This window comes from Fundidesulfovibrio terrae (genome assembly GCF_022808915.1).
Classification (GTDB): Bacteria; Desulfobacterota; Desulfovibrionia; order Desulfovibrionales; family Desulfovibrionaceae; genus Fundidesulfovibrio; species Fundidesulfovibrio terrae.
The window spans coordinates 982,112-1,007,745 of sequence record NZ_JAKZFS010000001.1; the positions used below are offsets into that span (position 1 = coordinate 982,112).

Annotated in this window: 20 protein-coding genes; 10 read left to right on the forward strand and 10 right to left on the reverse strand. The window is 65.3% G+C overall.

What is annotated here, in order from left to right:
- The first annotated feature begins 1 nt into the window (after window position 1).
- Genes ML540_RS04515 through ML540_RS04535 form a run of 5 tightly spaced genes read left to right on the forward strand, consistent with a single transcriptional unit; the run spans window position 2 to window position 4,483 of the window.
- A complete protein-coding gene (locus tag ML540_RS04515) occupies window positions 2-943 on the forward strand; it encodes a DUF1835 domain-containing protein (RefSeq protein ID WP_243358797.1) in 942 nt (313 codons plus the stop codon).
- Window positions 940-1,872: a cysteine synthase A gene (cysK, locus tag ML540_RS04520; protein ID WP_243358798.1), complete on the forward strand. Its 933-nt coding sequence runs from the start codon at window positions 940-942 to the stop codon at window positions 1,870-1,872. Before ML540_RS04515 ends, cysK begins: the two co-directional genes overlap by 4 nt.
- Window positions 1,873-1,875: 3 nt before the next feature.
- Window positions 1,876-2,802: a serine O-acetyltransferase EpsC gene (epsC, locus tag ML540_RS04525; RefSeq protein WP_423747876.1), complete on the forward strand. Its 927-nt coding sequence runs from the start codon at window positions 1,876-1,878 to the stop codon at window positions 2,800-2,802.
- Window positions 2,803-2,806: 4 nt separating this feature from the next.
- Window positions 2,807-4,027, forward strand: a complete 1,221-nt coding sequence (locus ML540_RS04530; protein ID WP_243358799.1) for a bifunctional nucleoside/nucleotide kinase/histidine phosphatase family protein — start codon at window positions 2,807-2,809, stop codon at window positions 4,025-4,027.
- Window positions 4,028-4,087: 60 nt separating this feature from the next.
- On the forward strand, window positions 4,088-4,483 hold the full coding sequence (locus tag ML540_RS04535; protein WP_243358800.1) for a hypothetical protein: 396 nt from the start codon (window positions 4,088-4,090) through the stop codon (window positions 4,481-4,483).
- 216 nt (window positions 4,484-4,699) lie between these two features.
- On the opposite strand, the gene ML540_RS04540 is transcribed toward ML540_RS04535, so the two are convergent.
- From ML540_RS04540 to ML540_RS04555, 4 genes are all read right to left on the reverse strand, one after another.
- Window positions 4,700-5,560 (reverse strand): 4Fe-4S binding protein, encoded by an 861-nt coding sequence (locus tag ML540_RS04540; RefSeq protein ID WP_243358802.1) that lies wholly within the window; start codon window positions 5,558-5,560, stop codon window positions 4,700-4,702.
- Window positions 5,553-6,425, reverse strand: coding sequence for a substrate-binding domain-containing protein (locus ML540_RS04545; protein WP_243358803.1), 873 nt, complete (start codon window positions 6,423-6,425; stop codon window positions 5,553-5,555). The genes ML540_RS04540 and ML540_RS04545 overlap by 8 nt, the downstream gene beginning before the upstream one ends.
- 274 nt (window positions 6,426-6,699) lie before the next feature.
- Window positions 6,700-8,151, reverse strand: coding sequence for an outer membrane homotrimeric porin (locus tag ML540_RS04550; RefSeq protein ID WP_243358805.1), 1,452 nt, complete (start codon window positions 8,149-8,151; stop codon window positions 6,700-6,702).
- A 416-nt stretch (window positions 8,152-8,567) separates the two neighbouring features.
- Window positions 8,568-9,290, reverse strand: coding sequence for a carbonic anhydrase (locus tag ML540_RS04555; protein WP_243358806.1), 723 nt, complete (start codon window positions 9,288-9,290; stop codon window positions 8,568-8,570).
- Between the two features lie 188 nt (window positions 9,291-9,478).
- On the opposite strand from ML540_RS04555, the gene ML540_RS04560 reads away from it, so the two are divergent.
- Window positions 9,479-9,808: a hypothetical protein gene (locus ML540_RS04560; RefSeq protein ID WP_243358807.1), complete on the forward strand. Its 330-nt coding sequence runs from the start codon at window positions 9,479-9,481 to the stop codon at window positions 9,806-9,808.
- A 397-nt stretch (window positions 9,809-10,205) separates the two neighbouring features.
- Here the strand turns inward: ML540_RS04560 and ML540_RS04565 are convergent, their stop codons facing one another.
- The 3 genes from ML540_RS04565 to ML540_RS04575 are packed head-to-tail and all read right to left on the reverse strand — an operon-like array spanning window position 10,206 to window position 16,084.
- Window positions 10,206-13,340: an efflux RND transporter permease subunit gene (locus ML540_RS04565; protein ID WP_243358808.1), complete on the reverse strand. Its 3,135-nt coding sequence runs from the start codon at window positions 13,338-13,340 to the stop codon at window positions 10,206-10,208.
- Between the two features lie 9 nt (window positions 13,341-13,349).
- On the reverse strand, window positions 13,350-14,477 hold the full coding sequence (locus ML540_RS04570; protein WP_243358809.1) for an efflux RND transporter periplasmic adaptor subunit: 1,128 nt from the start codon (window positions 14,475-14,477) through the stop codon (window positions 13,350-13,352).
- Window positions 14,478-14,506: 29 nt separating this feature from the next.
- A complete protein-coding gene (locus ML540_RS04575; protein ID WP_243358810.1) occupies window positions 14,507-16,084 on the reverse strand; it encodes an efflux transporter outer membrane subunit in 1,578 nt (525 codons plus the stop codon).
- 216 nt (window positions 16,085-16,300) lie between these two features.
- Here ML540_RS04575 and ML540_RS04580 point away from each other — a divergent pair, with 216 nt between their 5' ends.
- From ML540_RS04580 to ML540_RS04595, 4 genes are all read left to right on the forward strand, one after another.
- On the forward strand, window positions 16,301-17,152 hold the full coding sequence (locus ML540_RS04580; protein ID WP_243358811.1) for a hypothetical protein: 852 nt from the start codon (window positions 16,301-16,303) through the stop codon (window positions 17,150-17,152).
- A gap of 126 nt (window positions 17,153-17,278) precedes the next feature.
- Window positions 17,279-18,058 (forward strand): LytR/AlgR family response regulator transcription factor, encoded by a 780-nt coding sequence (locus ML540_RS04585; RefSeq protein WP_243358812.1) that lies wholly within the window; start codon window positions 17,279-17,281, stop codon window positions 18,056-18,058.
- Window positions 18,055-19,770, forward strand: a complete 1,716-nt coding sequence (locus tag ML540_RS04590) for a LytS/YhcK type 5TM receptor domain-containing protein (protein ID WP_243358814.1) — start codon at window positions 18,055-18,057, stop codon at window positions 19,768-19,770. Before ML540_RS04585 ends, ML540_RS04590 begins: the two co-directional genes overlap by 4 nt.
- A gap of 275 nt (window positions 19,771-20,045) precedes the next feature.
- Complete coding sequence (locus ML540_RS04595; RefSeq protein ID WP_243358816.1) at window positions 20,046-21,857, forward strand: carbon starvation CstA family protein; 1,812 nt, start codon at window positions 20,046-20,048, stop codon at window positions 21,855-21,857.
- A gap of 97 nt (window positions 21,858-21,954) precedes the next feature.
- Here the strand turns inward: ML540_RS04595 and ML540_RS04600 are convergent, their stop codons facing one another.
- From ML540_RS04600 to ML540_RS04610, 3 genes are all read right to left on the reverse strand, one after another.
- Window positions 21,955-22,455 carry a hypothetical protein gene (locus ML540_RS04600; protein ID WP_243358818.1) on the reverse strand — a complete coding sequence of 167 codons (501 nt, stop codon included), beginning with the start codon at window positions 22,453-22,455 and terminating at the stop codon, window positions 21,955-21,957.
- A 154-nt stretch (window positions 22,456-22,609) separates the two neighbouring features.
- Window positions 22,610-24,781 carry a malate synthase G gene (locus ML540_RS04605; protein WP_243358819.1) on the reverse strand — a complete coding sequence of 724 codons (2,172 nt, stop codon included), beginning with the start codon at window positions 24,779-24,781 and terminating at the stop codon, window positions 22,610-22,612.
- A 40-nt stretch (window positions 24,782-24,821) separates the two neighbouring features.
- The gene (locus tag ML540_RS04610) at window positions 24,822-25,616 is read right to left on the reverse strand and encodes an IclR family transcriptional regulator (RefSeq protein ID WP_243358820.1); all 795 of its coding nucleotides are present in this window, start codon (window positions 25,614-25,616) and stop codon (window positions 24,822-24,824) included.
- Window positions 25,617-25,634 lie beyond the last annotated feature (18 nt).

A 25,634-nucleotide genomic window follows, 5' to 3' on the forward strand; every position in this document is an offset into this window, starting at 1 on the left:
TATGCTGCACATAACCTGCGGCGACTTCGCGGCCGAAGAGCTCAGGCGCGCGGGAATGGCGGACGAGGTGCTCCCCTGGCGGGACGTGCTGCACGAAGGCCCCGTGCCCTCGGACGTGACCGGGCGCGAACTGCGGGAGATACGGGCGGATTTCATCGCCTCCTGCGGCTGGGGGGACTACGAGGAGGTCCTGGGCTCTTTGGATGAGCGCGACCGCCTGGTGGAACGATCGGCCGCGGACGGCGCGGTGCTGTGGTTCGAGGCGGACCTGTTCGACCAGCTCCAGATGCTGGAGGTGGTGTCGCTGCTTCGCGGGCTCGGGGTCGCGCCCGGGAGCATCCTCGCGTTTCGCGGCGCGGGGTTCTCGGGCCTGGACAGCGAGGGGCTGCTCAAGGCGCTTGAGCCCCTGGACGCCGCAACCATGCGCGCGGCGGACGAGGCCTGGCGGGCTTTCACGTCCCCCGATCCGTCCGGGCTGGAGAGGTTCGTTGCCGAGGGCGTCGAGGGGCTGCCGTATGTCGCCGAGGCCGTGGGCAGGCTCCTGGAGGAATACCCCGGCGTCGGAGACGGGCTTTCGCGCCTGGAGCGGGTGATGCTTGAGGCGGCCTCGTCCGGGCCTGTCAGCGGAGCGGCGCTTTTCAAGGCGGTCTCGCGCCAGGAGGAGCGCCCTTTTTTCGGGGACTGGTCCTGCTGGCTGATGGCGTCCCGGCTCATGTCCGGGCCCGCGCCCTTGCTGGCCGGTGACGAAGGGAATTTTCCGGACCGGATGGTCCGGCTGACCAAGGCCGGGGAGCGGACCCTCTCCGGCGGATCGGACTGGATGCGAACGGGCGGCCGGGGGCGCTGGATAGGCGGCGTCCGCCTGGACCAAGCCCAGGACTGGCGCTACGACCGCAATGCTGCAACCTTGGCCCGCCTTGACGGGCGTGGAGCGCGACAATGAACATCGCCTCGAACATGATCGAACTGGTGGGCAACACGCCCCTGGTGCGCCTGAACCGTATCGGCCGGGGCCTGGACGTGCAGCTGGTGGCCAAGCTGGAATCGGCCAACCCCTGCTTTTCCGTGAAGGACCGCATCGGCGCCAACATGATCCTGGACGCCGAGAAGCGCGGCCTGGTGGACAAGGACACGGTGATCGTGGAGCCCACCAGCGGCAACACCGGCATCGGCCTGGCCTTCATGTGCGCGGTGCGCGGCTACAAGCTCATGCTGACCATGCCCGAATCCATGAGCGTGGAGCGGCGCACGCTGCTCAAGGGCTTCGGCGCCAAGCTGGTGCTGACCGACGCGAAAAAGGGCATGAAGGGGGCCATCGAGAAAGCTCACGAGCTGGTTTCGGAGCTGCCCAAGGCTTTCATGCCCATGCAGTTCGCCAACCCGGCCAACCCGGAGATCCACCGCCTGACCACGGCCGAGGAGATCTGGCGCGACACGGACGGCGCAGTGGACGTGTTCGTGGCGGGAGTGGGCACCGGGGGCACGCTTACCGGCGTGGCCCAGGTGCTCAAGCAGCGCAAGGCCGGGCTCAGGGCCGTGGCGGTTGAGCCCGACGCCTCGCCCGTGCTCTCCGGCGGCGAGCCCGGGCCGCACATGATCCAGGGCATCGGGGCCGGGTTCGTGCCCGAGGTGCTGGACCGCTCGCTCATCGACGAGGTGGTGCGCGTCACCAATGACGAGGCCCTGGCCATGGGCCGGCGGATGCTCCGCGAAGAGGGCATCCTGTGCGGCATCTCGTCGGGTGCCAACTGCCACGCGGCGCTCGAGCTGGCCAAGCGGCCCCAGAACAAGGGAAAAATGATCGTTTTCATGGTCTGCGACACGGGCGAGCGTTACCTGAGCACGCCCCTGTTCACCGAGATGGAGGAATAAGTCGTGAAGCACGAGCGTCATGCGCTGGCGGCCCTGACCCCGGAAAAAGACGTGATCGACGACGTGGTGGGCAAGCTCTGCGCGCCGTCGTCGTACCAGGCGTTCGCCTGCCGCAAGCTCACCGATTCGCCCATGCCGTCCCTGGAGATCCTCTCCGAGGTGGTGGACCGCTTGAAGGCGGTGCTGTTCCCGGGGTACTACGGCGATTCCGAGGTCACTCCGGACACGTTGGCCTACCACACCGGCTGTAACCTGGACGTGGTGTTTCGCAAGCTGGCCGACCAGATCAAGCGCGGCTACTGCTTCGTGTGCGTGGGGCAGAACAAGGCCTGCACCGGCTGCGAGGACCAGGCCATGGAAAAGGCCACGGCGTTCTTGCGCTCCGTGCCGGACATCCGCGAGAAGCTGGTGCTGGACGTGCAGGCCGCCTATGAGGGCGACCCGGCCGCCAAGAGCCCGGGCGAAACCATCTTCTGCTATCCGAGCATCACCGCGCTCATCCACCAGCGCATCGCCCATGAGCTCCACGAGCTTGGCGTGGACATCATCCCGCGCATCATCACGGAGATGGCCCACTCCGAGACGGGCATCGACATCCACCCCGGCGCGCGAATCGGCAAGGGGTTCTTCATCGACCATGGCACGGGCGTGGTCATCGGCGAGACCTGCATCATCGGCGACAACGTCCGGGTTTACCAGGGCGTGACCCTGGGGGCCAAGAGCTTCCCCAAGGACGAGAACGGCAATCCGGTCAAGGGCCTGGCGCGCCACCCCATCGTGGAGGACGACGTGACCATCTATTCCGGGGCCACGGTTCTCGGGCGCATCACGGTGGGCAAGGGCTCGGTGATCGGGGCCAACGTGTGGGTCACGTCGGACGTTGCGCCGGGCTCCAGGGTGATGAAGGCCAAAGTCGTGGACAAAGGATGACCCCATGGGAGCGACGAAGCTGGTCATAGCCATGGTCGGGCTGCCCGCCTCGGGCAAGTCCACAGTGGCTTCCAAGATCAGGCAGTGCCTGAGCGAGGAGGGCATAGAGGTCGCCGTCTTCAACAACGGCGACGTGCGGCGGGAGCTCTGCGGGGCCAGCGAGACCGCCTGCTCGGATTTCTACTCTCCGGACTACGCCGAGGGTGTGGCCCTGCGCGAAAAGATCGCTCGCATCAACATGGAGCGGGCCGCCGATTTCCTGCACGGCAAGGGAGAGGTGGCCGTGCTGGACGCCACCAACGTCTCCAGGCAGCGCCGCCAGGTCATCAAGAGCTTCTTCGTCGGCTATCCGATCTTCTTCGTTGAGTGCGTCAACGACGACCCTGAACTGGTCTCGGCCAGCATATCCCGCAAGATCGCCATGCCGGATTTCGCCCATTTGACGCCGGAACAGGCCGAGGAGGGCTTCCGGGAGCGCATCCGCTACTACCGGGGCCTTTACGACCCTTTGGCGGACGAAGAGAACTTCGTGGTGCTGGACTCCCTGCACAAGCGCATCGAACGCGAGCGCGTGCAGGCCGTGCTGCCCCACTACCGCATCGTGCGCGACCTGCTGGTGTCCGACTGGGTGCAGAACCTCTACCTGGCGCGGCACGGAGAGACCGTCTTCAACCTGGAGATGCGCATCGGCGGAGACCCGGACCTGACCGCGCGGGGGCTCGTGCAGGCGCAGTCCTTGGCCTGGCACTTCAAGGAGACGCCGCTGCCCTACGTCTTCATCAGCACCAAAAAGCGCGCCCGGCAGATGGCCCAGCGCCTGTGCGACGGCCGCCAGGACTGCCGGGTGATCCCCCTGCACGAGTTCGACGAGATCGACGCGGGCGTGTGCGAGAACATGACCTACGACCAGATCGCCCGGGACATGCCCCAGGTTCACTCCGCGCGCACCCGCGACAAGTACAACTACATCTACCCCGGCGGCGAGGGCTACGCGACCCTCAAGGAGCGCGTGGAGCGCGGGGTCAAGAAGGCCCTGTACCTCTCGGGCAACGCCAAGCACATCATGATCATCGGCCACCAAGCCGTGAACCGGATGATCCTGTCCCACTTCCTCTACCGGCGCACCGAGGATGTGCCCTACATCTACATCCCGCAGGACCGCTATTTCCACATCGTGGCCACCCAGTGGCGCAAGGTCTTCGAGCTGGTGAAATTCATGGGTTGATCAACCGGGCCCGGCATGCCATATGAATTGCAGGGGGCCGTTTCATCATCGGAGGACGATATGCTCGGATTGGAAAAGAGGGTTGATGCGATCAGGCAGATGCAAGGTGACGAGGGCGTTGAGCCCGAGGGGCCGGCACGGGCTTCGGCCAACATGGGCATCATGCTCGCGCTGGTGGCCATGCTGGTGGCGGTGGGCGTCTATTTCATGGTGGAGGGCAAGTACTCCGCCAAGATGAGCGCCTACGAGTCCCGCATTTCAGCCGTGGAAGCCAAGGCCGCCGAGGCCATGAACGCTCCCAAGGAGATGGCCCGCAAGGTCATCGTGGCCAACACCCTGGGCGAGGTTTCCCAAAAGGTGGACATGCTCAAGGGGCAGCTGGACGCCTCCTACCAGGAGCGCCTGGCCAGGATCGAACAGGACATCAAGTCCATGCAGCAGGATCTCGCCAAGTAGGCGCCAGCCAAGTTCGCGACAAACGAAAGCCGGGGAGCCTACGCTCCCCGGCTTTCTCTTTCGCGTTTTACAATCCCGCGCAGGACCCGACGCTCGCGATTGCCACCGGGGGCAATTATACGGGATTCCAAAGGGACGAAGTCCCTTTGGCCGCCGGAGGCACCCCTTGCCTGCACGTCCTCGTCTCCTCGGGATATTTCGGAAGCCGCCGCGCCGCTACGACGGTTTTCTCCCAAAGCCGATGGCTCCCTGCGGGCAGCTGTCCAGGCAGTCGCCGCAGTTGGTGCAGGCTGTCTCCTCGGGGCGCGTGCCCATTTCGCAGACCTTCAGGCATTTGTCGCAGCCGTTGCATGCCTCGGTCTTGTAGACCTTGAAGAGCGAAAACCGCTTCACGATCTCAAACGCGCCTCCCGTTGGACAGGCGAAGCGGCACCAGAAATTCGCCACGCCCAGTCCCAGCGCCACAAGCGTCAGGACGATGCCGGTCCTGACCAGCCAGAGGAGCCCTGCGTGCTCGAAGGTCAGGCTGACGGCTCCGAAGAATTCGCCGGTGCGGATGGGGATGTTGCCGCGGGGCTGGCCCATGGCGAACCAGACGTACAGGCATCCGATGAGGGCCAGATACGCCCCCAGGGGGGCAATCCTGGTGAAGGCGTTGCGGACTCTCGCCTTCACTGGGGCCAGCTTGCCGAGCATCTGGCTCACAAGCCCCCCGGGGCAGGCCCAGCCGCAATAAGCGCGTCCCACCAGGAGGGCGCTCACGGGCAGGAGCAGCCACGCACCCCAGAACAAGGACAGTATCCGGCCGTGGCAGGTGAGCACGGGGCAGTTCTGGCAACTGACGTAGGGCACGATGAAGGGGCAGCGGAAGATGCCGTAGAAGGACCACTGGCCAAGCCCGGCCAGCATGGCCAACTGCGAGAGCCTGCGCAGGAGGGGGAGCCTTCCGGCGCGGGCAACGGCCGAGGCTTCTCTGCCGCCGCAGGCGCGGCCCACGGAGCCGGAAACGGCCAGCCCGGTCGCGGAAACGGCCTTGGCGGGGCTCGAGTCGCAGGATGTGCAGGCGCGATCAGGCATCCTTCACCCCCAGCTTTTCCACCAGGGTGCGGCCCTTGTCGGAGCTGGCGGGTATGAAGCCGCGCTGCTCCAGCAGGGCCTGGGCCTCGGGAGAGGTCATGAAGGTCACGTAGTCGTCAGCCAGGGCGCGGTCCTTGGCGTCCTTCATGACGCCAATGGTGAAGGTCAGCGGCGGGGGCGGGAAGAGCGCTTCAGGAATCTCCACCACGTCCATTTTTCCCTCGAATTGCGGGATGCGGGTGACGCGCAGTTCCACGATGGACACGTCGCCGTGGCCCGAGATGATGTCGTCCATGGTGCGCTGCACGCAGCTTCCCTGGGTGACGCAGTTCTTCATGACTGCGTCCTGAATGCCGGCCTTTTTGAGCACCGCCAGTGCGGCAGCCCCCCCCGGCGGGGACGCCTCGGGCGCAAGCACCACCTTGATCCCGGGCTTGGCCATGTCTTCGATGGAGGCGATCTTGGCCGGATTCCCCCTGGGCGTGACCATGACGTAGCTGGTGAAGCACAGGGGCTTGAAGTAGAGCATCTTGCCGGAGTGGCGCAGCTTCCTGGCCAGGTCCAGCACGCGGCCCGCGAAGACCTCTGTGGTCGAGCCGCCCAGGAGTGATTTGCCCAGCGCCGCAGCGAAGGCTCCAGTATAGCTCACACGCGCCCCTGAGCGCTGTTCGTAGATTTCGTTGGCGGGATTCATGGCTTCGGCCAGCCCGCCGCAGGACCAGACCTGCAGGAGCTTGCCCGGGAAGGCTCCCGGCTGCGCATGCGCGGTCATGGTGGCCAAGCCGCCTGCCATGGTCACGGCAGCCGTCCCTGCCAGTTTTTTCAGAAAGTGCCGGCGGCCGTGGCCGTGGTGCGCGTCGTCCATGCCTCCTCCCCTAAGTGGTGCGCCGATCGTCGCGCCTCCGGGTTTCCGGGCAGGCATATGAACGGAGCGTATGGCGAAGACATATATTGGCCGGACAAATGCGTACAATAGGAATATGCAATATCTGGAGGGAACTGCCATCGGCGCGTTTGCACAGCGTGGCGAAGCGAGAAGGGCCGGTGGGAAAAAGGGCGGGACCGGGCAAAGCCCCGCAGGCATAAAAAAACGGCCGGGACTTTCGTCCCGGCCGCATGGCGTGTCCGGCTAAACCCTTTTAGAACTGATACTTCAGGCCGAAGGCGACCTTCCAGGCGTCGCCGTTCTGGGCCTGATTGACCATACGGCGGCCCCAAACGGACTTCTCGAACTGACCGTGAGCCCAGCCGGTCTCGACGATGGCGGCCAGGTTCTCGTAGATGTTGTACTGGTTATCGAAGTTGATACCCATCACATACTCGTTGGTGGTCAGGTCGCGGCCCATTTCAACGTACTGGCCCACGCCCCACAGGAGGTTGGCCTGGCGCAGGGCACGGCCGGAGTTGGTGCCGTGAGCGTAGGTGAAGGTCAGGCGGTGGGTCAGGTCCTGAATGAAGGAGATCTTGTTCAGGGAGACCGCGAAGCCCCAGTTACCCACGTTGTTCAGACCCATGTGGCCGCCGGCGAACTGCTGGCTGCAGTCGAACAGGAAGGAGGTCGAGGGACCCCAGGACTGGACGACGGAGGGCATACGCTCGGAACCGTTGCGCATGGAGCCGTCCTCACCGGTGGAGTACCAGAAGGTCACCTGGGGGGTCAGCATGTCGAAGCCGGTGTACTCGGCGGCGACGTCGAAGAACAGGCCAGCGCGCTTGCGGCTGCCCTGGTTGGCGGCGCCCTCGCCGTACATCACGTCGGCGTAGAACTTGAAGGGATCAAGCGCGGTGACGGCGAAGGAAGCGCCGGCCCACCAGTACACGGTCTGAGACTGCTTGAAGCCCACGGGGGACAGCAAGTAGGCAGCCGAGGCCAGGTTGGTGGCCAGGGACTGGTTGGTGAAGCGGGGGGAGGAGCCGACGGCGGTGGTGTAACCAGCGTCCTTACCGGCAACAGCGATCATGCCCCAGGGAGTGGCCTTGAAGCCGTCCAGGGTGATGGGCAGAACCAGGAAGTAGCCGTCGAACTCGTCGGCGACCTGCTTGGTGGTGGGGTCGAAGTCCTTGTTGGTGTCGAGCAGGCGAGCGAAGCCGGCCACGATCTTGAACTGGTCGACGACGGGGATGGCCACCACGGCAGCGGCGGCACGGGAGCCACCGAACACCGGGTTGGAGTTCAGCATGCCGGGAGCGGAAATGGGCAGATCCATGTCCTGGAGGCCGATGGTGAACTCAATGTCGGTGCTGGGCCACTTGAACTGCAGGAAAGCCTGGTACACGTCGATGGAGACGGCCGGGTTGTCCACGGTGAAGGTGTCGTTACCCCAAGCCTTGTTGTTCACGCGGATGCCGAAGCGGAACTTCAGGCCTTCGTTGGCGATGAAGTCGGAACGCAGGCGGAAACGCTCCCAGATGGTCAGGGAGTCACCGGTGTTGGTGCCGCGGGGGTTCCAGCCGGTGTAGTTGATGTTGTTCCAGAAGTTGGCGTGGATACGGGCGTCGCCGGTCATCTTGACCTCGGTGGCGGCGGAGGCGAAAGCCACGCAGCCGAACACCATGGCGACGAGCAGGGCCAGGGTCGTAAAGCGCTTCATGTTCCTTACTCCTTTTGTCTTGAAGGGTTGCCGGACGATCTTCGGTTGGGGCCCACGTACCAGGGAGGCCCTTTCCCGATTAGCCATGGCTTCCTTCTAGCCCCCTGCAAGACCGGGTGCAACAAAAAAGTGGTGTTTTTTTGACTAAAGTAAAATTTTTTTTACGGTCCAAAAAATTGAATCCGAGGTGTGGGATTCTTGGCGCTGCCAAGCGACGGCGAAGCCAAGTGCTCTCAATGTTACGCCGATTGAGCGCGTAAGCACGGCGGGGACGCCTTGATGGAAGGTCGGGGATGTCGATGATGGGCCGGGCGAGCCCGGACGGCGGCGCGAGGATACGGGCCAAGCCGCGAGTGACGGAAAACGGCCCGGCGGGAGTCATTCCCGCCGGGCCTTCAATTAATAATAGGATGAAGCTAGTGCGGGCCGCCGGTGAGCTCGAGCAGCTCGGCCTGCCTGGGGTGCTCGCCCAGCCAGTTCACCTTGCCGCTCTCCACGTCGTAGATGGCCGCCACGACCTTGGCTTGCTGGGCCTTGACCATGTCGCGCATGATGGGGCTCGACTTGAAGAGGTCCTCGATGGCCTGGTAGGTGTTGGCTTCGATGGCCTTGTTGAGCAGGTCGGCTCCTGCCAGGCCGGGGTTGTCCGCCTTGACCTTGGTGACGGGCGGAACGATGTTGGCCACCAGGGCCGGGATGTTCCCGTGGGCCTCTTCGCCGTTGACCACGGCCGTGACCGCGCCGCACTTGGTGTGTCCCAGCACCACCACAAGGTTGGAGCCCAGGTGGTCGGCGCCGTATTCGATGGTGCCCGCCTGGTCGAAATAGGTGACGTTTCCGGCCACGCGCACCACGAAGAGGTCGCCCACGCCCGCGTCGAACACCAGTTCCAGCGGCACGCGGCTGTCAGCGCAGCCGAGGATGGTGGCGAAGGGCTTCTGGCCCTCCTTGGCGGTCACGCTGCGGCGGAAAGCGTCCTGGTTGGGATGGATGGGTTTGGCCGCCAAGAAGCGTTCGTTGCCGCGCTGCAGGCGCTCCAGCGCCTGGTCGGGGGTGAGCGTGGGCTTGGGCGCGGAAGCCCAGACCATGGCCGCGCACAGGACCACAACCATGAGGGACAGGGACAGAATGCGTTTCATCGGGTCACTCCTTGTTCAGTTCTGAATGCCGGGCACTTCGTGTTCGTTCTCCATATGGAATTGACTCACAGCCGTCCGCGCTGGGATGCTCCTCGAGCCGGGAGAGGCTGCGGATCCCCTGATGGCGCACAATACACGGTTTGTCCCGGAACGAAAACAAAAAGCGGGAAACGCGCACGGGGGAAACTATGGCGTTCTGGGAAAATTTGACCGGCCTGTTCGGGAAGGGGAAACCCGCGCCGGGGCACCGCGGCGAGGTTGCGCTGGCGGTGTGCGGCCTCGAAGGCTGCGATGCGGCGTCTCTTCGCGGGCTTCGTCCTGGCGTGGAACTTGCTTTGACCATGTCGCGTGGACGGGTGGCCGTCATGCTCAAGGGACGGCCGGCAGGCTATCTGCCGGAGGGCGATGCCGGACGCGTCGCCGCCCTCCTGGAGCAGGGAACGGAACTCGGTTGCCGGATGGTGTCCGCCGGGGATGAAAACAACCCCGCGCGGGTTAGAATATCCATCCTGATGTAGGGCCTGATACAGGCTTGCAACTGTCCCCGACCGGAGGTAAAGGGGAATCGGTACGGCACGCCTCACCCCACGACACGACTCACAAAACGGTATGATGCACATGGAAAAGAAATCTGAACACGATTGCCTTTTCAGGCGGCAGTATGCATCGGTCTGCTCCTCGCACCCCGAGTGGCCCGAGGAGAAGAAGCAATGGGTCGCCAGGCGCAGGGTCTACTGGACCAGGCAGGTTTTGGGGATGGATAGGGAGGAGTCTCAATAGGTTCATTCCCCGTCGGCCGGTCTTATCCGTAAGCCCTCGTTCCGCCCGCCCGGCAACACGGAAAGTGTGCCGGGTGGGAGAACCTATAATTACGCCTTTCGCATTCCCGCCCGTGGCCGTCATCGCCGTGACGCCCTAGGCGCCCTCTCCCGAGGAGCCCTCCTTGGGCGGCCATAGCTTCTCGATGACTCCTTGCACCACCACATAGAACACCGGCACCACCAGAACGGCCAGCACCGTGGAGGCGATCATGCCGCCGAACACCGCCGTGCCCACGGCCCGCTGGCTGGCCCCGCCCGCGCCCGACGAGGTCAAAAGCGGCACCACGCCCAGGATGAAGGCGAAGCTGGTCATGAGGATGGGCCTGAAACGAAGCCTGGCGGATTCGATGGCCGCCTCGTGGACGCCGCGCCCCTTCTCCCTGAGTTCCCGGGCGAACTCCACGATGAGGATGGCGTTCTTGGAGGCCAGCGCGATCAGGAGCACCACGCCGATCTGGGTGTAGACGTTGTTGTCCATGCCGCGCACCGTGACGGCCACGGCCGTGCCCAGAAGCGCCAGCGGCACCACCAGGATCACCGACGCGGGCAAAAACCAGCTTTCGTACTGGGCGGCCAGCACCAGATAGACCAACAGGATGGCCAGGGCGAAGATGAAGTAGGCTTCCGAGCCCACGCGCTTCTCCTGGTAGCTCATGCCCGTCCACTCGAAGCCCATGGAGGAGGGCAGCTTGTCTTTGGCCAGCTGCTCCATGAGCCCCAGGGCCTCGCCCGAGCTGAACCCCGTCGCGGCCGAGCCGTAGAGCGATGCCGCCGTGTACAGGTTGTAGCGGGTGAGCACCGGGGGGCCGACGATGTCGCGGATGGACATCACTGCGCCAAGCGGCACCATCTTGCCCTGGAGGTTGGGCACCTCCAGCCGTCGGATGTCGCTCGCGCGCAGCCGGAACATGGAGTCCGCCTGGACCCTCACCTGGTAGACGCGCCCGAACTTGTTGAAGTCGTTGACGTAGGCCGATCCCAGATAGGTCTGGAGGGTGCTGAACAGGTTGGGGATGGGCACGCCGTAGGTCAGGGCCTGGGTGCGGTCCACGTCGGCCCAGAGCTGCGGCGTGGAGGCGTTGAACAGGGCGTTGACCGCCTCCAGGCCGGACTGGCTCCTGGCCGCGCCCATCATGGTGCGCAGGGTCTGCTCCAGTGATTTCGGCCCCAGGTTGCCCTTGTCCTGCACCACCATTTCGAAGCCGCCCGCCTGTCCCAGGCCCTGGATGGCAGGGGGGATCATGGCGAAGGCCATGGCGTCCTGGAGCTGGTGCAGGGCCATCTGGATGTGGCCCACGATGGCCTCCTGGGTCTCGCCCTTGCCGCGTTCGCTCCAGTCCTTGTAGACGGGGAAGATGGCGATGCAGTTCGGCTGGTTCACGCCGTCCATGATGGACAGGCCGCCGAAGGTGACCCAGTTGGCGATGCCCGGCGTAGTGCGCAGGATCTCGTTGAGCTTCTCGTTCACCGCGTCGCTTCGGGCCAGGGACGCGCCCGGAGGCAACTGGGCGCTGATGATGCAGTAGCCCTGGTCCTCCTCGGGCAGGAAGCCCGTGGGCAGGCGGGTGAAAATGACTCCGGTCAGCACCACCAGGCCGCAGTAGATGATCATGGCCAGCTTGGAGTGGCCCACCATGAAGGTCACGGCCCGGGTGTAGATGTCCTCGAACTTCTGGTAAACGACGTTGAAGCCCCGGAAGAAGAAGTTCTTCTCGCCGACGTGGGGTTTGAGCCACAGGGCGCACTGGGTGGGCTTGAGGGTGGCGGCGTTGATGGCCGAAATGAGCGCCGTGGAGGCGATGACCAGGGCGAACTGCCGGTAGAGCTGGCCGGTGATGCCCGGCAGGAAGGCCGCGGGCATGAACACCGAGGTCAGGACCAGGGTGATGCCGATGATGGGGCCGAAGAGTTCGGACATGGCCTGGATGGCCGCATCATGGGAGTTCTTGCCGTGCTCCATGTGGTGCATGGCGCCTTCCACCACGATGATGGCGTCGTCCACCACGATGCCGATGGACAGGATGATGCCGAAAAGCGTGATCAGGTTCACCGAGAAGCCCAGGCCCGCCATGGCCACGAACGCGCCCAGGATGGTCACGGGCACGGTGGTGGCCGGGACCAGCATGGCCCGCCAGTTCTGCAGGAAGACCATGATCACGATGAGCACCAGCACCGCGGCCTCGACCAAGGTATGGTAGACGTCCTCGATGGCCCGGTTGACGAAGATGGTGGTGTCGAAGGGTACAGAATATTCCAGGCCGGGAGGGAAATCCTTGGAGAGCTCCTTCATCTTGGCCTTGATCTTCGCGGCCACGTCCAGGGCGTTGGCCCCGGGCAGCAGGTAGGTGGCGATGCAGGTGGCGGGCTGGCCGTCCTTCTGGCCGAACACGCTGTAGGTCTTGGCCCCGAGTTCAACCCGGGCCACGTCCTTGACGCGCACCACCTTCCCGGTCTGGTTGAAGTCGGCCTTGATGATGATGTTCTCGAACTGCTCCACGTCCGCAAGGCGGCCCTGGGTCTGAATGGTGAGCTGGAAGACCTGGTCCGGCGGGGTGGGGGCCTGGCCGATCTGGCCCGAGGCCACCTGCACGTTCTGGTTGGAGATGGCGTTGACCAGGTCCTGGGCGGACAGGTTCAGCGACTTGAGCTTGTTGGGGTCCACCCAGACGCGCATGCCGTATTCGTCGGCGCCGTAGATGTTCACTGCGCCGACGCCGTTGATGCGCGATATCTCGTCCTTGATGCGCAGATAGGCGTAGTTGGAGAGGAACAGGTCGTCGAAGCGCTTGTCGGGCGATTCCAGCGTGATCACCAGCAGGATGGCCGTGGACTGCTTGTTGACGGTGAGGCCCTGGCGCTGCACGTCCTGGGGCAGGCGGGGGATGGCCACGTTGGCCCGGTTCTGGACCAGCACCGTGGCGATGTCCAGGTCCGTGCCCACCTCGAAGGTGATGTTCAGCTGGTAGGAGCCGTCCGAGGAGGACTTGGACGACATGTAGAGCATCTTCTCCACGCCGTTGATCTGCTGCTCCAGGGGGGCGGCCACGGTCTCGGCGACCACTTCGGGGCTCGCGCCGGGGTAGGCCGTGGAGACCTGCACGTTGGGCGGGGTGATGTCGGGGTACTGGGCCACGGGCAGCTTGATGAGCGACACAGCGCCCAGAAGCATCATGACGATGGCCAGCACGTTGGCCAGGACGGGACGTTCTATGAAGAATTTCGAGAACATGGGCGGCCGCTACTTTTTGGATTCCTGGGGAGTGACCGGGGTGCCGGGGCGGGCCAGCTGGAGGCCGTTGACGATGACCGTCTCGTTGCCCTCCAGCCCCTTGTCGATCACCCGCAGCCCGTTGACCGCCTGTCCGGCGGTGACGGGGCGCTGCTCCACGATGTTCTTGTCGCCCACGACGAGCACGTAGTTGCCGATCTGGTCCACGCCCACCGCGCCCTCTGGGACGGTTAAGGCGTCGCGGGTCTCCAGGGGCGCGCGCAGCTTGGCGAAGAGGCCGGGAACGATGGTCCCCTTGGGATTGGGGAAGACTCCGCGCAGGAGCATGGTGCCGGTCTGCGGGTCCACGCCCAGGTCGTAGTAGTCCAGGACTCCCTGGACGGGGAAGTCCTGCTGGTTGGAGAAGCCCATATCCAGCTTGGCGCGGCCCTGCGGGTTCTTGTCCGCGTCGTGGTGCTTGGAGATGCGCAGCAGGTCGCGCTCCGAGAGGGTGAAGTAAGCGTAGATGGGGTCGTCCTTGATGATGGTGGCCAGGGTGGTGGCCTGTCCGCCAGAGCCCACCAAGTTGCCCAGGTCCACCTGGCGGCGGCTGATGCGGCCGTCGAAGGGAGCGGCCACGCGGCAGTATCCGTAGTTGATATCTGCGATCTGGAGGCTGGCCTTGGCCGCTTCCAGGTCGGCGATGGCGGAGTCGCGCTCGCGCTGCCACTTGACCACTTCCGTGTCCGGCCCGGCGCGTTCGGCGAAGAGCTTTTTGGAGCGGGTCAGCTCCACCTCGGCCTGGGTGAGCCGGGCCTTCTGGGCGTCCACGTCGGCCTTGGCCTTGTTGACCTTGGCCAGGTAGGGGGCCGGTTCGATGATGAAAAGGGGCTGGCCCTGCTTCACGTCCTGGCCGTCCTTGAACTTGATCTCCTGAAGGAATCCCTCCACGCGGGCGGTCAGGTTCACGGTCTGCACGGCCTGGGTGTTGCCGGTGAACTCCAGGTAGTCCACCACCGGCTGGCGCACGGGCTTGGCCACGGTGACGGATGGCGGCGGCGGCGGGACGTAGGCGTTGCGCTTGTCGCAGGCGGAGAGCCCGGCCGCCAGAGCCAGGGCCGCGAAGAGGAGCAGGCGTCGCGTCACGTGATGGCGCATGTGGTTCATCCTTGTTTTTCAAGAAAACGCTAGAAATCAGGTACGTAGCGCCCAGGTCCGGCCTTGGCGGGGTCTTCCTGTTTTGCGGGGCTCTCCTTGATCATGGGCCCCCACCAGGTGCGCTTGGTCATCTCATCCCTGACCTCGGCGGGCACCGGCTCAGGCCGTTCCTCCCAGCCGCCCCCCAGGGCCCGGTAAATTCCCACCATGCCCAGCACGATGTTGCCCTGGGCCACGGCCAGGGCGTCCTGCTGGTTGAGCTGGTCCTGCTGGGCCACGATGACCGTGGTGAAGTCGGTCTTGCCCTCGCGGTACTGCAGGAAGGCCAGCTCCGCCCCGCGCTTGGCGGAATCGGCGGCCTTGGCCAGCTGTTCCGCCTGGGCCCGGGACTGCTGGTAGTCCGAGAAGCCGTCCTCGGTCTCCTTGAGGGCCCTGAGCACCGTGTTGCGGTAGGAGAGCAGGGCCTCCTCGAACTTGGCGTCCTGCAGGCGGACGTTGTTCACGATGCGCCCGTAGTTGAAGAGGTTCCAGGAGAACGAGGGCGTAAACGACGCGGTGAAGCTTTTGGCGGTGAGAATGTCCGCAAGCGAGAAAGCCAGCACGTTGGAGGACAGCCAGCCCACGTTGCCGGTCAGGCTGAAGGACGGGAACAGGTCGGCCTTGGCCACGCCGATGCGGGCGCATTGGGCCATGGCTTGGTATTCGGCTTGGCGGATGTCCGGGCGGCGGCGCAGGAGCTCCGCCGGGACGCCCACCCCGATCTGGGCCGGGCACTCAGGGATGCGCGATGCGTCGCCCAGGATGTCCTTGAGGTCCGAGGGGGGCATGCCGAGCAGCGCCGACAGGGCGTGGCGCGCCTTCTGGATGGAGTTGGTCAGCTGCGGGATGCGGGCCAGGGTGGAGTCCAGCAGGGTCTTGGCCTGCATGACGTCGCGTTCGCTGGTGGCCCCGAGCTTGAAGCGGATGTCGGCGATGTTTAAGGCCTCGGCCTCCAGGCGGGCGTTCTCCTGGGCGATGCGCAGACGGTCCTCGCTGACCCGCAGGAGCACGTAGGTGCTGGCCACGTCCGATTCAAGCGACACCAGGGCATTGTCGTAGTCGGCCACACTGGCCGAGAGCGTGGCCCCGGCGGATTCGATGGCCCGGCGGTATTTGCCCCAGAAGTCCAGCTCCCAGGCGGCGTTGAAGCCCACTGAGTTCTGCCAGTATCTGAACTGTACGCCGCTCTCCTGCCCCGGTTGGGGGGAACTGGGGGCGCGGCGGCTGGCCTCGGTGTAGGTGTAGTTCCCGGTGGCCTGCTGGGTCTGGGGGTAGATGTTGCCCACGCTGATGCCCAGCTGGGCCCGGGCCTGGAGGATGCGCACCCCGGCCATGTGCAGGGGGATGTTCTGGCTTCGGGACAGGGCCACCAGCTTGTCCAGCGCCGGATCGTTCAAGAGCTTCCACCAGTCCACAACCGGAGGCATGTCGGGCCGGGCCTGGGAGAATTCGGCCTCCAGCCAGGAGTCCGGCTTGGCGGCGTCGGGTTTCTTGAAGTCCGGACCCACCTTCATACAGCCGGAAAGGAGGAGGGCGGCCAAGCAGATGAACGCTGTGAAATGGCGCATGGGCATGGTCAGTCCAATTTGGATTTCAAGACTTGGATTTCCTTTAACATTACAATAGGTGGATTGTGCAACAGTTATTTCGGCCTCAGGTGGAAGGCCTGGATTGACCCATGAAACAGACGGTCGGGGGATGGAATCTTGCGCCTCCGGCCGTGATGGTCATATGGGTGAGGAAAACGCGGAAGGATGACCGGACGCTCGGGGAGGGCTCAGGAAATGACCCGCAGATCGATCATCGCGTGTTTGGTGTCAGTCCTTCTGGGGTGGATGTCCCTTTCACCGGCGGGCGCGCAGACCATTCCCGGTCAGGACGCCATCCAGGCCCTGATGTTGTTGCCTCTTCAGGTTGAGTATCAGGCGGCCGTGGTCCAGGCGAAATCCAACCTGCTCCATCTGTCGTCCCCTCCGGCCAATCCCGACATCGTGGACATAAAATCCGATGAAAAAAGGCTCGTCTGGAGCGGCGAGCCGGGTTCCAGCCAGGTCCTGGTGACCACATTCACCAAGAGCGCCTACTATTCAAGCTACACTCCGGGGCAGACGTTCAGCGCCGGGGCGGACCTCTGGGTGGTGCCCGCCCCGGAGATGTATGCCGAGGTCAAGGCGTCAAACCCCGTGGGGGCCACCCTGACCCCGCGCCTGGCCACCGAGCAGTACCTGGGATTGCCCCCGGACAGCAAAACTCCCAACGACACCGTGGTGTCGCTCTGGGTGTCGCCGTCGAACCTAGTGCGCCCGGCCATCGAACCCGGCGTCGATTCCCACGAGCTCATCACGTCCTTCCCCGTGACCCTGCAGAACGTCCCGATCACCCCCGCCCCCGTCGTGCCCAGGGATTCGCCCGGCCCGGGCCAGCCCTCCACCACGAACTACGCCGGCTGGTTCCTGGAGCGGGAAGCGTCGATCTACGACACCCCAGGGGGCTCGTACCCCTGGACCGGCCTCGGCTACACCTACAACTGGACTCCCGGGGGCGAGAGCGTGGTGGGAGGGAGCGAATACGTCATCCCTCACGGGAGCCCCGTCACCCTGAAGGAAGCCGCGCCCATCTCGGCCTACTACAAATGAGCTTTCAGGGCGTCTCCCGCGCCGCGACGGACCGGAAGGACGGGGTTCGGCGGCGGCCGGAATCGCTCCGGGGCGGGGCGCTTTACACGAAACCCGTTCAGGGGTAGCCCGGCCTCAGGAACGACCATGACCATCCGCGCACTCATCGTCGACGACGAAGCCCCGGCCCGGGACGAACTGGCCTACCTGCTCCAGGCCCACCCCGACGTGGTGTCCGCCCAGGCGGCCACGGCCCGGGAAGCCCTGGAGGTCATCGGCCAGGGCCGTGTGGACCTGGTCTTCCAGGACATCCAGATGCCCGGCGAGGACGGCTTCCACGTCCTGGCCGGAGCCCAGTCCCTGGACCACCCGCCGCTCTTCGTCTTCGTCACCGCCTTCGACCAGCACGCCATCCGCGCCTTCGAGGAAAACGCCGCCGACTACCTGCTCAAGCCCGTCTCGCCCGAGCGCCTGGCCAAAAGCCTGGAGCGCGTGCGCAGGCACATGGGCGAACCGGCCGCACCGCATCTGAGCGAGGCCATCGAGCGGCTTCTCTCCACGGCGGGGCATGCGGGACACAAGCCCCTGGCGAGGCTTGCCGTGGAGCATGGCGGACGCATCAGCCTCATCCCCACGGCCAAGGTCGTGCTCATCGAGGCCGAGGAGAAGCGCGTCATGGCCGTCACCGACACCGGCAGGCTCCCCTGCCATGGCATCTCCACCCTGGCCAAGGCCTGCGAGCGCCTGGCCGGGCTGCCCTTCTTCCAGGCCAATCGCGCCCAGGTCATCAATCTGGAGCGCATCGCCGAGTTCGCCCCCTGGTTCGGTGGCAAGTATTCCGTGGTCATGGCCGACCCGGCCCGAACCGAAGTGACCGTGAGCCGCAACCGCGTGCGCGACTTCAAGGCCAGCCTGGGGATCGCATGAGCTTCATCCTGGGTCCCGACGTTCCCGAGCTGTTCCTGAACCTGTCCCAGCGGTTCGGGCTTCTGCTGGCGGGCGGCTTCGCCATCATGACCGTCACGTCGCTTGACAAGCTCGGCCCCCGCCGCGACCGTCCGCTCTGGGCCACCATTCTCTTGGTGGTGCTCTTCGGCCTGTTCGGGGTGCTGGGCACGTACACGGGCAACGCGGTGTTCAAGTCCTTCGCCAACCTGCGGGCCATGGTGGTGGTGACCGCCGGGCTCTTCGGCGGCCCCGGCGTGGGGTTCGGCGTGGGGTTCATCGCCGCGGCGCACCGCAACCTGATAGACATCGGCGGCTTCTCGGCCGTGCCCTGCGGGCTGGCCACGCTGCTCGAGGGCACCGTGGCCGGGCTGGTGGCCCGGCGCTACCAGGGCAACAGCCTGGACTGGCGCCTGGCCATGGGCCTGTGCCTGGCGGGCGAGACCGTGCACATGGGGCTGGTGCTGCTCTTTTCCCAGCCCTTCTACGAGGCCATCGCCCTGGTGCAGGTGATCGCCCTGCCCATGATCGTCTTCAACTCCCTGGGCGCGGCGCTCTTCGTCAAGGCTCTGGACCTCCAGACGCGCTTCAAGCAGGCCCAGGACCGCGACCTGGCCCGCCAGATCCTCTCCATCGCCAACCAGACCGTGGGCCACCTGCGCGCCGGACTCACCGAGGCGTCGGCCAGGGCCACCGCGGCCATCATCATGAAGGAGGCCCAGGTGGCGGCCGTGGCCGTGACCTCCGGCCAGACCATCCTGGCCCACGTTGGGGCGGCCGAGGACCACCACGTGGCCGGGGGCGAGGTGCTCACCCAGGCCACCCATCGGGTCTTCGAGACCGGCGTGCCGCTCTTCGTGCGAGGCAAGCAGAGCATCGCCTGCTCCGAAGCCGGGTGCCCGCTCTCCGAGGCCATCATCGTTCCCCTGCGCAAGGGCGCGGACATCCTGGGGTGCCTGAAGCTCTACGGAACCCGCCGCCTGCCCCTGGACGAGACCCTCTTCGAGCTGGCCAAGGGGCTGGCCGACCTCTTCTCCACGCAGCTGGAACTGGAAGACATCGGCATCAAGAACCAGCTCCTGGCCCACGCCGAGATAAGAAGGCTCCAGGCCCAGATCAACCCGCACTTTTTGTTCAACTCGCTCAACACCATAGCCAGCTTCTGTCGCACCGCCCCGGCCCAGGCCCGCGAACTGCTCCTGGACCTGTCGCGCTACATGCGCCGCAACCTGGATTCCAGCCGTGGGCTCATCCGGCTCTCCGAGGAGATCGAGCAGACCCGCGCCTACCTGGCCATCGAGCAGGCCCGCTTCGGTAGCCGCATCAAGGCCGAGATCGACCTGGGACCCGGCGCCGAGGAGTGCCTGGCCCCGCCGCTCATCATCCAGCCGCTGGTGGAGAACGCCGTGCGCCACGGCATCCTGCCCAGGCCCGAAGGGGGGCTGGTGAAGCTCACCGCCTGGCGCGAGAACGGCCACCTGCTGGTGGAGGTGCATGACGACGGCGCGGGCATGGCCGCCGATCAGGTCAAGGCCATCACCTCCGCCGTGGAGCTGGAATCGCTCACCGAAGGCATCGGCGCGCGCAACTCCAACCAGCGCCTGGTGCAGCTCTACGGCCCGGCCTACGGACTCATGGTGGAGAGCAGCCCCGGCGCGGGGACGAGCATCACGCTGAGAATCCCGCAGCAGTAAGAAGATTAGGGAGCGCCGCCGGCGGTCAAAGGGACGGAGTTCCTTTGGACTCCTGTATCGCTTCGCGTTTCATGCGGCCGCCCGGTGTTCTTTCGTTCCTCAACCATGCCGCCGAGGCCCCTCTTCCACCGGCCCACAAGCAGACATCTTCTCCCGGCGTTTCATTCCCCGGAACCGCCGCTTCACCCTCGAGATCATCCCTTTCGCGCCGCAACCATTGTCTGAAGGATAATGAAACTGTCAGAGGGGGCTCATCATCTCGGAGGAGGACTGCAATGAACGCGTTGACCCTGGTGTTCGCATCCCTATGCGTCTTCGCCATCGCCTACCGCTTTTACGGCCTGTTCATAGCCCGTAAGGTGCTGGGCGTGAGCGAAGCCCGCCTGACCCCGGCCACGAAGATGGCCGACGGCGTCGATTACGTCTCGACCAACAAATATCTCCTGTTCGGCCACCACTTCGCGGCCATCGCCGCGGCCGGGCCGCTGCTCGGACCCGTGCTGGCCGCCCAGTTCGGCTACCTGCCCGGAGCCCTGTGGATTCTGGTGGGTTGCGTGCTGGCCGGAGCCGTGCACGACATGGTGGTGCTCTTCGCCTCGGTGCGCCACAAGGGCCAGAGCCTGGCCTACATCGCCACCCAGGAAGTGGACAAGTTCACCGGCGGCGTGGCCTCCTTCGCGGTGCTCTTCATCCTGATCCTGACCCTGGCCGGCCTGTCCATCGCCTGCGTCAACGCCATGCACGACAGCGCCTGGGCCACCTTCACCGTGTTCGCCACCATCCCCATCGCCATCTTCATGGGGCTGTATCTGCAGTTCATCCGCCCCGGCGACGTGCGCGGCGCCTCCATCATGGGCGTGGCCCTGCTGGCCATGGCGGTCATCGGCGGCCACTGGATCACCGAGATTCCCTCGCTGGCCGCCATCTTCACCCTGTCCCGGCCCGCCCTGTCCCTGGCCGTGCCCATCTACGGCGTGGCCGCGTCCATCCTGCCGGTGTGGCTGCTTTTGTGCCCGCGCGACTACCTGTCCACGTATCTGAAGATCGGCACCATCGCCATGCTGGCCATCGGCATCTTCTGGGTGCGCCCCGACCTGCAGATGCACGCCATCACCAAGTTCTTCTCCGGCGGCGGACCCGTCATCCCCGGACCGGTGTTCCCGTTCCTGTTCATCACCATCGCCTGCGGCGCGGTCTCGGGCTTCCACGCCATCATCGCCACCGGCACCACCCCCAAGATGCTCGACTCCGAACGCAACCTGCTGTTCGTGGGCTACGGCGCCATGCTCACCGAGGGCTTCGTGGCCATTATGGCCCTGATCGCGGCCTGCACCATGGTCCCGGCCGACTACTTCGCCATCAATGCCGCCCCGGCCGTCTTCGAGAAGCTGGGCATGAGCACCGTCTACCTGAACGACATCGCCGTGGCCGTTGGCGAGAAGCTCCAGGGACGTCCCGGCGGCGCGGTGTCGCTGGCCGTGGGCATGGCCCAGATCTTCGGCTCCATCCCCATCATGCAGCACCTGGTGGCCTACTGGTACCACTTCGCCATCATGTTCGAGGCCGTGTTCATCCTTACCGCCATCGACGCCGGAACCCGCGTGGGCCGCTTCTTCCTGCAGGAGATGATCGGCGTGGTGGTTCCCAAGTTCAACGACAAGCGCTGGTGGCCGGGCGTGACCATCACCTCGGTGCTGTTCACCGCGTCCTGGGGCTACCTGCTCTACACCGGCGACATCTCCACCATCTGGCCGCTGTTCGGCATGTCCAACCAGCTGCTGGCCTCGGTGGGCCTCATCATCGGCACGGTGATGATCATCCGCCTGGGCAAGGCCAAGTACGCCTGGATCACCGGCGTGCCCGGACTGGGCCTGACCTGCGTGACCATGTGGGCCGGATACCTCTCCATCGTGAACAACTTCATGCCCAAGGGGCTGTACCTGCTCTCCACCCTGGCCGTGGTGGTCATGAGCCTCATGGCCGTGGTCATCCTGGGAGCGTTCAGGCGCTGCATGCAGCTTCTGAAGATCCAGAAGACCGTCCCCGACCAGTACGGCGAGCCCGTGCTGGAAGTGGTCCAGGAATAGGCTTCCATCCCCATCCGCGAGGGGATCCTCCTAAATGAGGCCGCCGGACGTGAGTCCGGCGGCCTTCGCGGTTTTCGGGGGAATGCTCAAGGGAAGATCAGGTCATTGCGGCCCGCTTGCGGGTGTGATGCCAATATGATCGCGACACGTAGGTGGTGCAGACGGCCAGAAAAAAGGCCGTCGTGCAGAATACGGCTATGATGATCATTTCCTTGTCGAAGTCATTGGCTGTCGTAATCTCGAACAGCCTGTTTATCTGCTTGTCGACCTTGCTCAGGATGTACCCGCTTATGAAGCCGTACACTGCCTTTGATATGTTGGCGAACGAGGACTGCTCGTCGGTGCTGTACGGGGACAATGCGATGCCCGTGGCCCATCCGACGACGCCCGCTGCAATTCCGAAAAGGATCAGGATGCGAAAGAGCGCCCCGTTGTCGTAGGTGTATGCGAACCAGAAGAGGCCCGAGCTGAAGAGCAGGCATACGATGTTCGCCGATATGACGTCGACTTTGTCGCCGATGGTAAAACTGAACTTCCGAAAAAAGGGGGCTGGTTGTTTTTCCTTTTGTGAGTCTTCGGGATGGGTATCCTCGTTCATCATGACCTCCATGCCGTTCCCGGTCAAACGAACCGCTGGGTCAGACAATGGGATTTCGGCCCCCTGTAGCATGATTTGAAGCGAAGTGAACAGAGAAGGCCGCCGGGCTTTCGCCCGGCGGCCTTGTTCATATCTTTTCTCTTTCCAACCAGCCCTACAACTGCCCCAGCTTCTTCTTTGCCTCTCTTCTCCTCGCGTGCAGGATGGGCTCGGTGTAGCCGCTGGGCTGCTCGCGGCCCTTGAACACCAGGTCGCAGGCGGCCTGGAAGGCCACGGAGTTCTCGAAATCCGGGGCCATGTTGTGGTAGGCTGGGTCGCCCGCGTTCTGGCGGTCCACCACGGCGGCCATGCGCTTGAGCGTCTCCAGCACCTGGGCCTCGGTGCAGACCCCGTGCCTCAACCAGTTGGCCAGGTACTGGCTCGATATACGAAGCGTGGCCCGGTCTTCCATCAGCCCCACGTCGTGGATGTCCGGCACCTTGGAGCAGCCGATGCCCTGTTCCACCCAGCGCACCACGTAGCCCAGGATGCTCTGGGAGTTGTTGTCCAGCTCGCGCTGCACCTCCTCGGGCGTGAGCGCTCCCTTCTCCATGAGCGGGATGGTCAAGAGGTCGTCCACGCTGGCCCGGCGCTGGCCGATCATGGACTTCTGCACGGCCAGGGCGTCCACCAGATGGTAGTGCATGGCGTGCAGCGTGGCGGCAGTGGGGGAGGGCACCCAGGCGGTGTTGGCCCCGCTCTTGGGATGGCCGATCTTCACCTCGACCATTTCTGCCATCATGTCCGGCTTGGCCCACATGCCCTTGCCGATCTGGGCCTTGCCGTGCATGCCGCAGGCAAGTCCGGTGTCCACGTTCCAGTCCTCGTAGGCGGTGATCCAGCGGGCCTTGCGCATGGCCTCCTTGGAGACCATGGGGCCGGCCTCCATGCTGGTGTGGATCTCGTCGCCGGTGCGGTCCAGGAATCCGGTATTGATGAAGATGAGGCGGTCTTTCGCAGCCCGTATGCATTCCTTGAGGTTCACGGTGGTGCGCCGCTCCTCGTCCATGATGCCCACCTTCATGGTGTTGCGGGCGAGCCCCAGGGCGCTTTCAACCGCTGCGAACAGCTCGCAGGTGAAGGCGACTTCCTCGGGGCCGTGCATCTTGGGCTTGACGATGTACACGGAACCCGCGCGACTGTTCTTGAGCGTCCCCTTGCCCTTCACGTCGTGGATGGCCAAAAGGCCCGTGACCATGGCGTCGAGCATGCCCTCGGGCACTTCCTTGCCGCCCATGGTCACGGCGTCGGTGGTCATGAGGTGGCCGACGTTGCGGATCAAGAGCAGGCTGCGCCCTGGCAGGCTGAAGGCCTTGCCGTCCGGGGCGAAGTAGGCCCGGTCGGGGTTTAAGCGGCGCGCCACGGACTTGCCGCCCTTATCGAAGCTGGCTTCGAGTTCGCCGGTGAACAGGCCCCAGATGTTGGCGTAGGCCTGGGCCTTGTCGTAGCCGTCCACGCAGGCCACGGAGTCCTCGCAGTCCAGGATTGTGGTCATGGCCGCCTCGATCACCACGTCCTTGACCCCGGCGGCGTGGTCCTTGCCGATGGGATGGGACCGGTCGATGCGGATTTCGCAGTGCAGGCCGTGGTTGCGGAGCAGGATGGCCGAGGTCTGCGCCCCGCCGGAGTGCCCGGCGAGCTGACGGGGCTTGGCGAGAGCCGTGGAGGAGCCGTCCGTGAGCTTCACGGCCAGCGCGCCGTTCTCCACTGCGTACTCGGCGGCGTCGGCGTGGGAGCCCTTGGCCAGGGGGAATATCTTGTCCAGGAAGGCGGCCGCGTAGGCCACCACGGCGGCTCCGCGCTTGGGGTTGTAGCCCAGGCCCTTTTCCGCGCCGGGCGTCTGGGGGAGCACGTCGGTGCCGTAGAGCGCGTCGTAGAGGCTCCCCCAGCGGGCGTTTGCAGCGTTCAGGGCGTAGCGGGCGTTGGTGACGGGCACCACCAACTGCGGCCCGGCTATGGTGGAAATCTCCGGATCCACGCAGGTGGTTTCGATGGAGAAGTCCGGTCCTTCGGGGACCAGGTAGCCGATCTGGCCCAGGAACGCCTTGTAGGCCGCAGCGTCATGGGGTTTTCCGGCCCGTTCCCGGTGCCAGGCGTCTATCTTGGCCTGCAGGTCGTCGCGCTTGGCCAGCAGCTCGCGGTTTCTGGACGCGAAACCCTCGAGCACGCCCGCGAAGGCTTTCCAGAAGGCTTCCGGCGCGACGCCGGTTCCGGCGGACGCGCGGGTGATAAGCTCCGCCAGCGGTTTGGACACCTCGAGACCCGATACCTGTACGCGTTCGCTCATGGATGTCTCCTTTTCTCCTCAGGGGTGGGAAGACCGGCGCTCAGGGAGCACCGGGAATATTCGTCCGGGGGCGCCAGCCCAGTTCTGCGGAGATGGCCTCGGCCGCCCGGGCAAGCGTCAGGCCCAGTTCCGGCAGGCGCTCCGGGGTGAGCCGGGCGCTCGGCCCCGACAGGCTCATGGCCCCGGCCGGTTCGCCGCTGGCGCGCAGGATGAGCGCCGCCACGCAGCGCACGCCTTCCTCCATCTCCTCGTCGTCCACGGCGTAGCCATGGCGGCGGATTCGGGCCAGTTCGTCGAGCAGCGCCTCGGGTGCGACGATGGTGCGGGGGGTGTGGCGCACGGCTTCCACGCCCGCCAGATAGTCCAGCGCGGCCTCGTCGCTTCCGGCCGCGAGGAACGCCTTGCCCACGCCGGAGCAGTACAAGGCCACGCGCGCCCCTACGCGGGTGAACATGCGCAGCATGGAGCGCGCCCCGCTCTCCTGCTCCACGTAGACCGCCTCCTGGTTGTCGAAGACCACCAGGTTGACCGTCTCGCGGGTGGACTCGGCCAGCTCGCGCATGAGCGGCCTGGCCGCAGCCGCGAGGTCGAGGCCGGTGCGGACCTTGGCGCCCAACTCCAGAAGCTTGAGCGAGAGATGGTATTGCCTGGAGTCGGGATCCTGTCGGACATAGCCGCTGCGGCCCAGCACCCCGAGCAGCCGGTGCACGGTGGGGGCGGGGATGGACGTCTCCTCGGACAGGGCCTTGATCCCCGCGCGGCCGAGCCGCCCCAGGCCGTCGAGGAGGGCCAGGGCTTTGTCCAGCGAAGTGGGGGCGTGGGTGTCCGGTTGCAAACGATTGATTCCGTATGT

Coding starts and splice junctions, on each gene's coding strand:
- ML540_RS04515 (WP_243358797.1), top strand. CDS start 2: ATGCTGCACATAACCTGCGGCGACTTCGCGGCCGAAGAGCTCAGGCGC.
- cysK (WP_243358798.1), top strand. CDS start 940: ATGAACATCGCCTCGAACATGATCGAACTGGTGGGCAACACGCCCCTG.
- ML540_RS04530 (WP_243358799.1), top strand. CDS start 2,807: ATGGGAGCGACGAAGCTGGTCATAGCCATGGTCGGGCTGCCCGCCTCG.
- ML540_RS04535 (WP_243358800.1), top strand. CDS start 4,088: ATGCTCGGATTGGAAAAGAGGGTTGATGCGATCAGGCAGATGCAAGGT.
- ML540_RS04540 (WP_243358802.1), bottom strand. CDS start 5,560: ATGCCTGATCGCGCCTGCACATCCTGCGACTCGAGCCCCGCCAAGGCC.
- ML540_RS04545 (WP_243358803.1), bottom strand. CDS start 6,425: ATGGACGACGCGCACCACGGCCACGGCCGCCGGCACTTTCTGAAAAAA.
- ML540_RS04550 (WP_243358805.1), bottom strand. CDS start 8,151: ATGAAGCGCTTTACGACCCTGGCCCTGCTCGTCGCCATGGTGTTCGGC.
- ML540_RS04555 (WP_243358806.1), bottom strand. CDS start 9,290: ATGAAACGCATTCTGTCCCTGTCCCTCATGGTTGTGGTCCTGTGCGCG.
- ML540_RS04560 (WP_243358807.1), top strand. CDS start 9,479: ATGGCGTTCTGGGAAAATTTGACCGGCCTGTTCGGGAAGGGGAAACCC.
- ML540_RS04565 (WP_243358808.1), bottom strand. CDS start 13,340: ATGTTCTCGAAATTCTTCATAGAACGTCCCGTCCTGGCCAACGTGCTG.
- ML540_RS04570 (WP_243358809.1), bottom strand. CDS start 14,477: ATGCGCCATCACGTGACGCGACGCCTGCTCCTCTTCGCGGCCCTGGCT.
- ML540_RS04575 (WP_243358810.1), bottom strand. CDS start 16,084: ATGCGCCATTTCACAGCGTTCATCTGCTTGGCCGCCCTCCTCCTTTCC.
- ML540_RS04580 (WP_243358811.1), top strand. CDS start 16,301: ATGACCCGCAGATCGATCATCGCGTGTTTGGTGTCAGTCCTTCTGGGG.
- ML540_RS04585 (WP_243358812.1), top strand. CDS start 17,279: ATGACCATCCGCGCACTCATCGTCGACGACGAAGCCCCGGCCCGGGAC.
- ML540_RS04590 (WP_243358814.1), top strand. CDS start 18,055: ATGAGCTTCATCCTGGGTCCCGACGTTCCCGAGCTGTTCCTGAACCTG.
- ML540_RS04595 (WP_243358816.1), top strand. CDS start 20,046: ATGAACGCGTTGACCCTGGTGTTCGCATCCCTATGCGTCTTCGCCATC.
- ML540_RS04600 (WP_243358818.1), bottom strand. CDS start 22,455: ATGAACGAGGATACCCATCCCGAAGACTCACAAAAGGAAAAACAACCA.
- ML540_RS04605 (WP_243358819.1), bottom strand. CDS start 24,781: ATGAGCGAACGCGTACAGGTATCGGGTCTCGAGGTGTCCAAACCGCTG.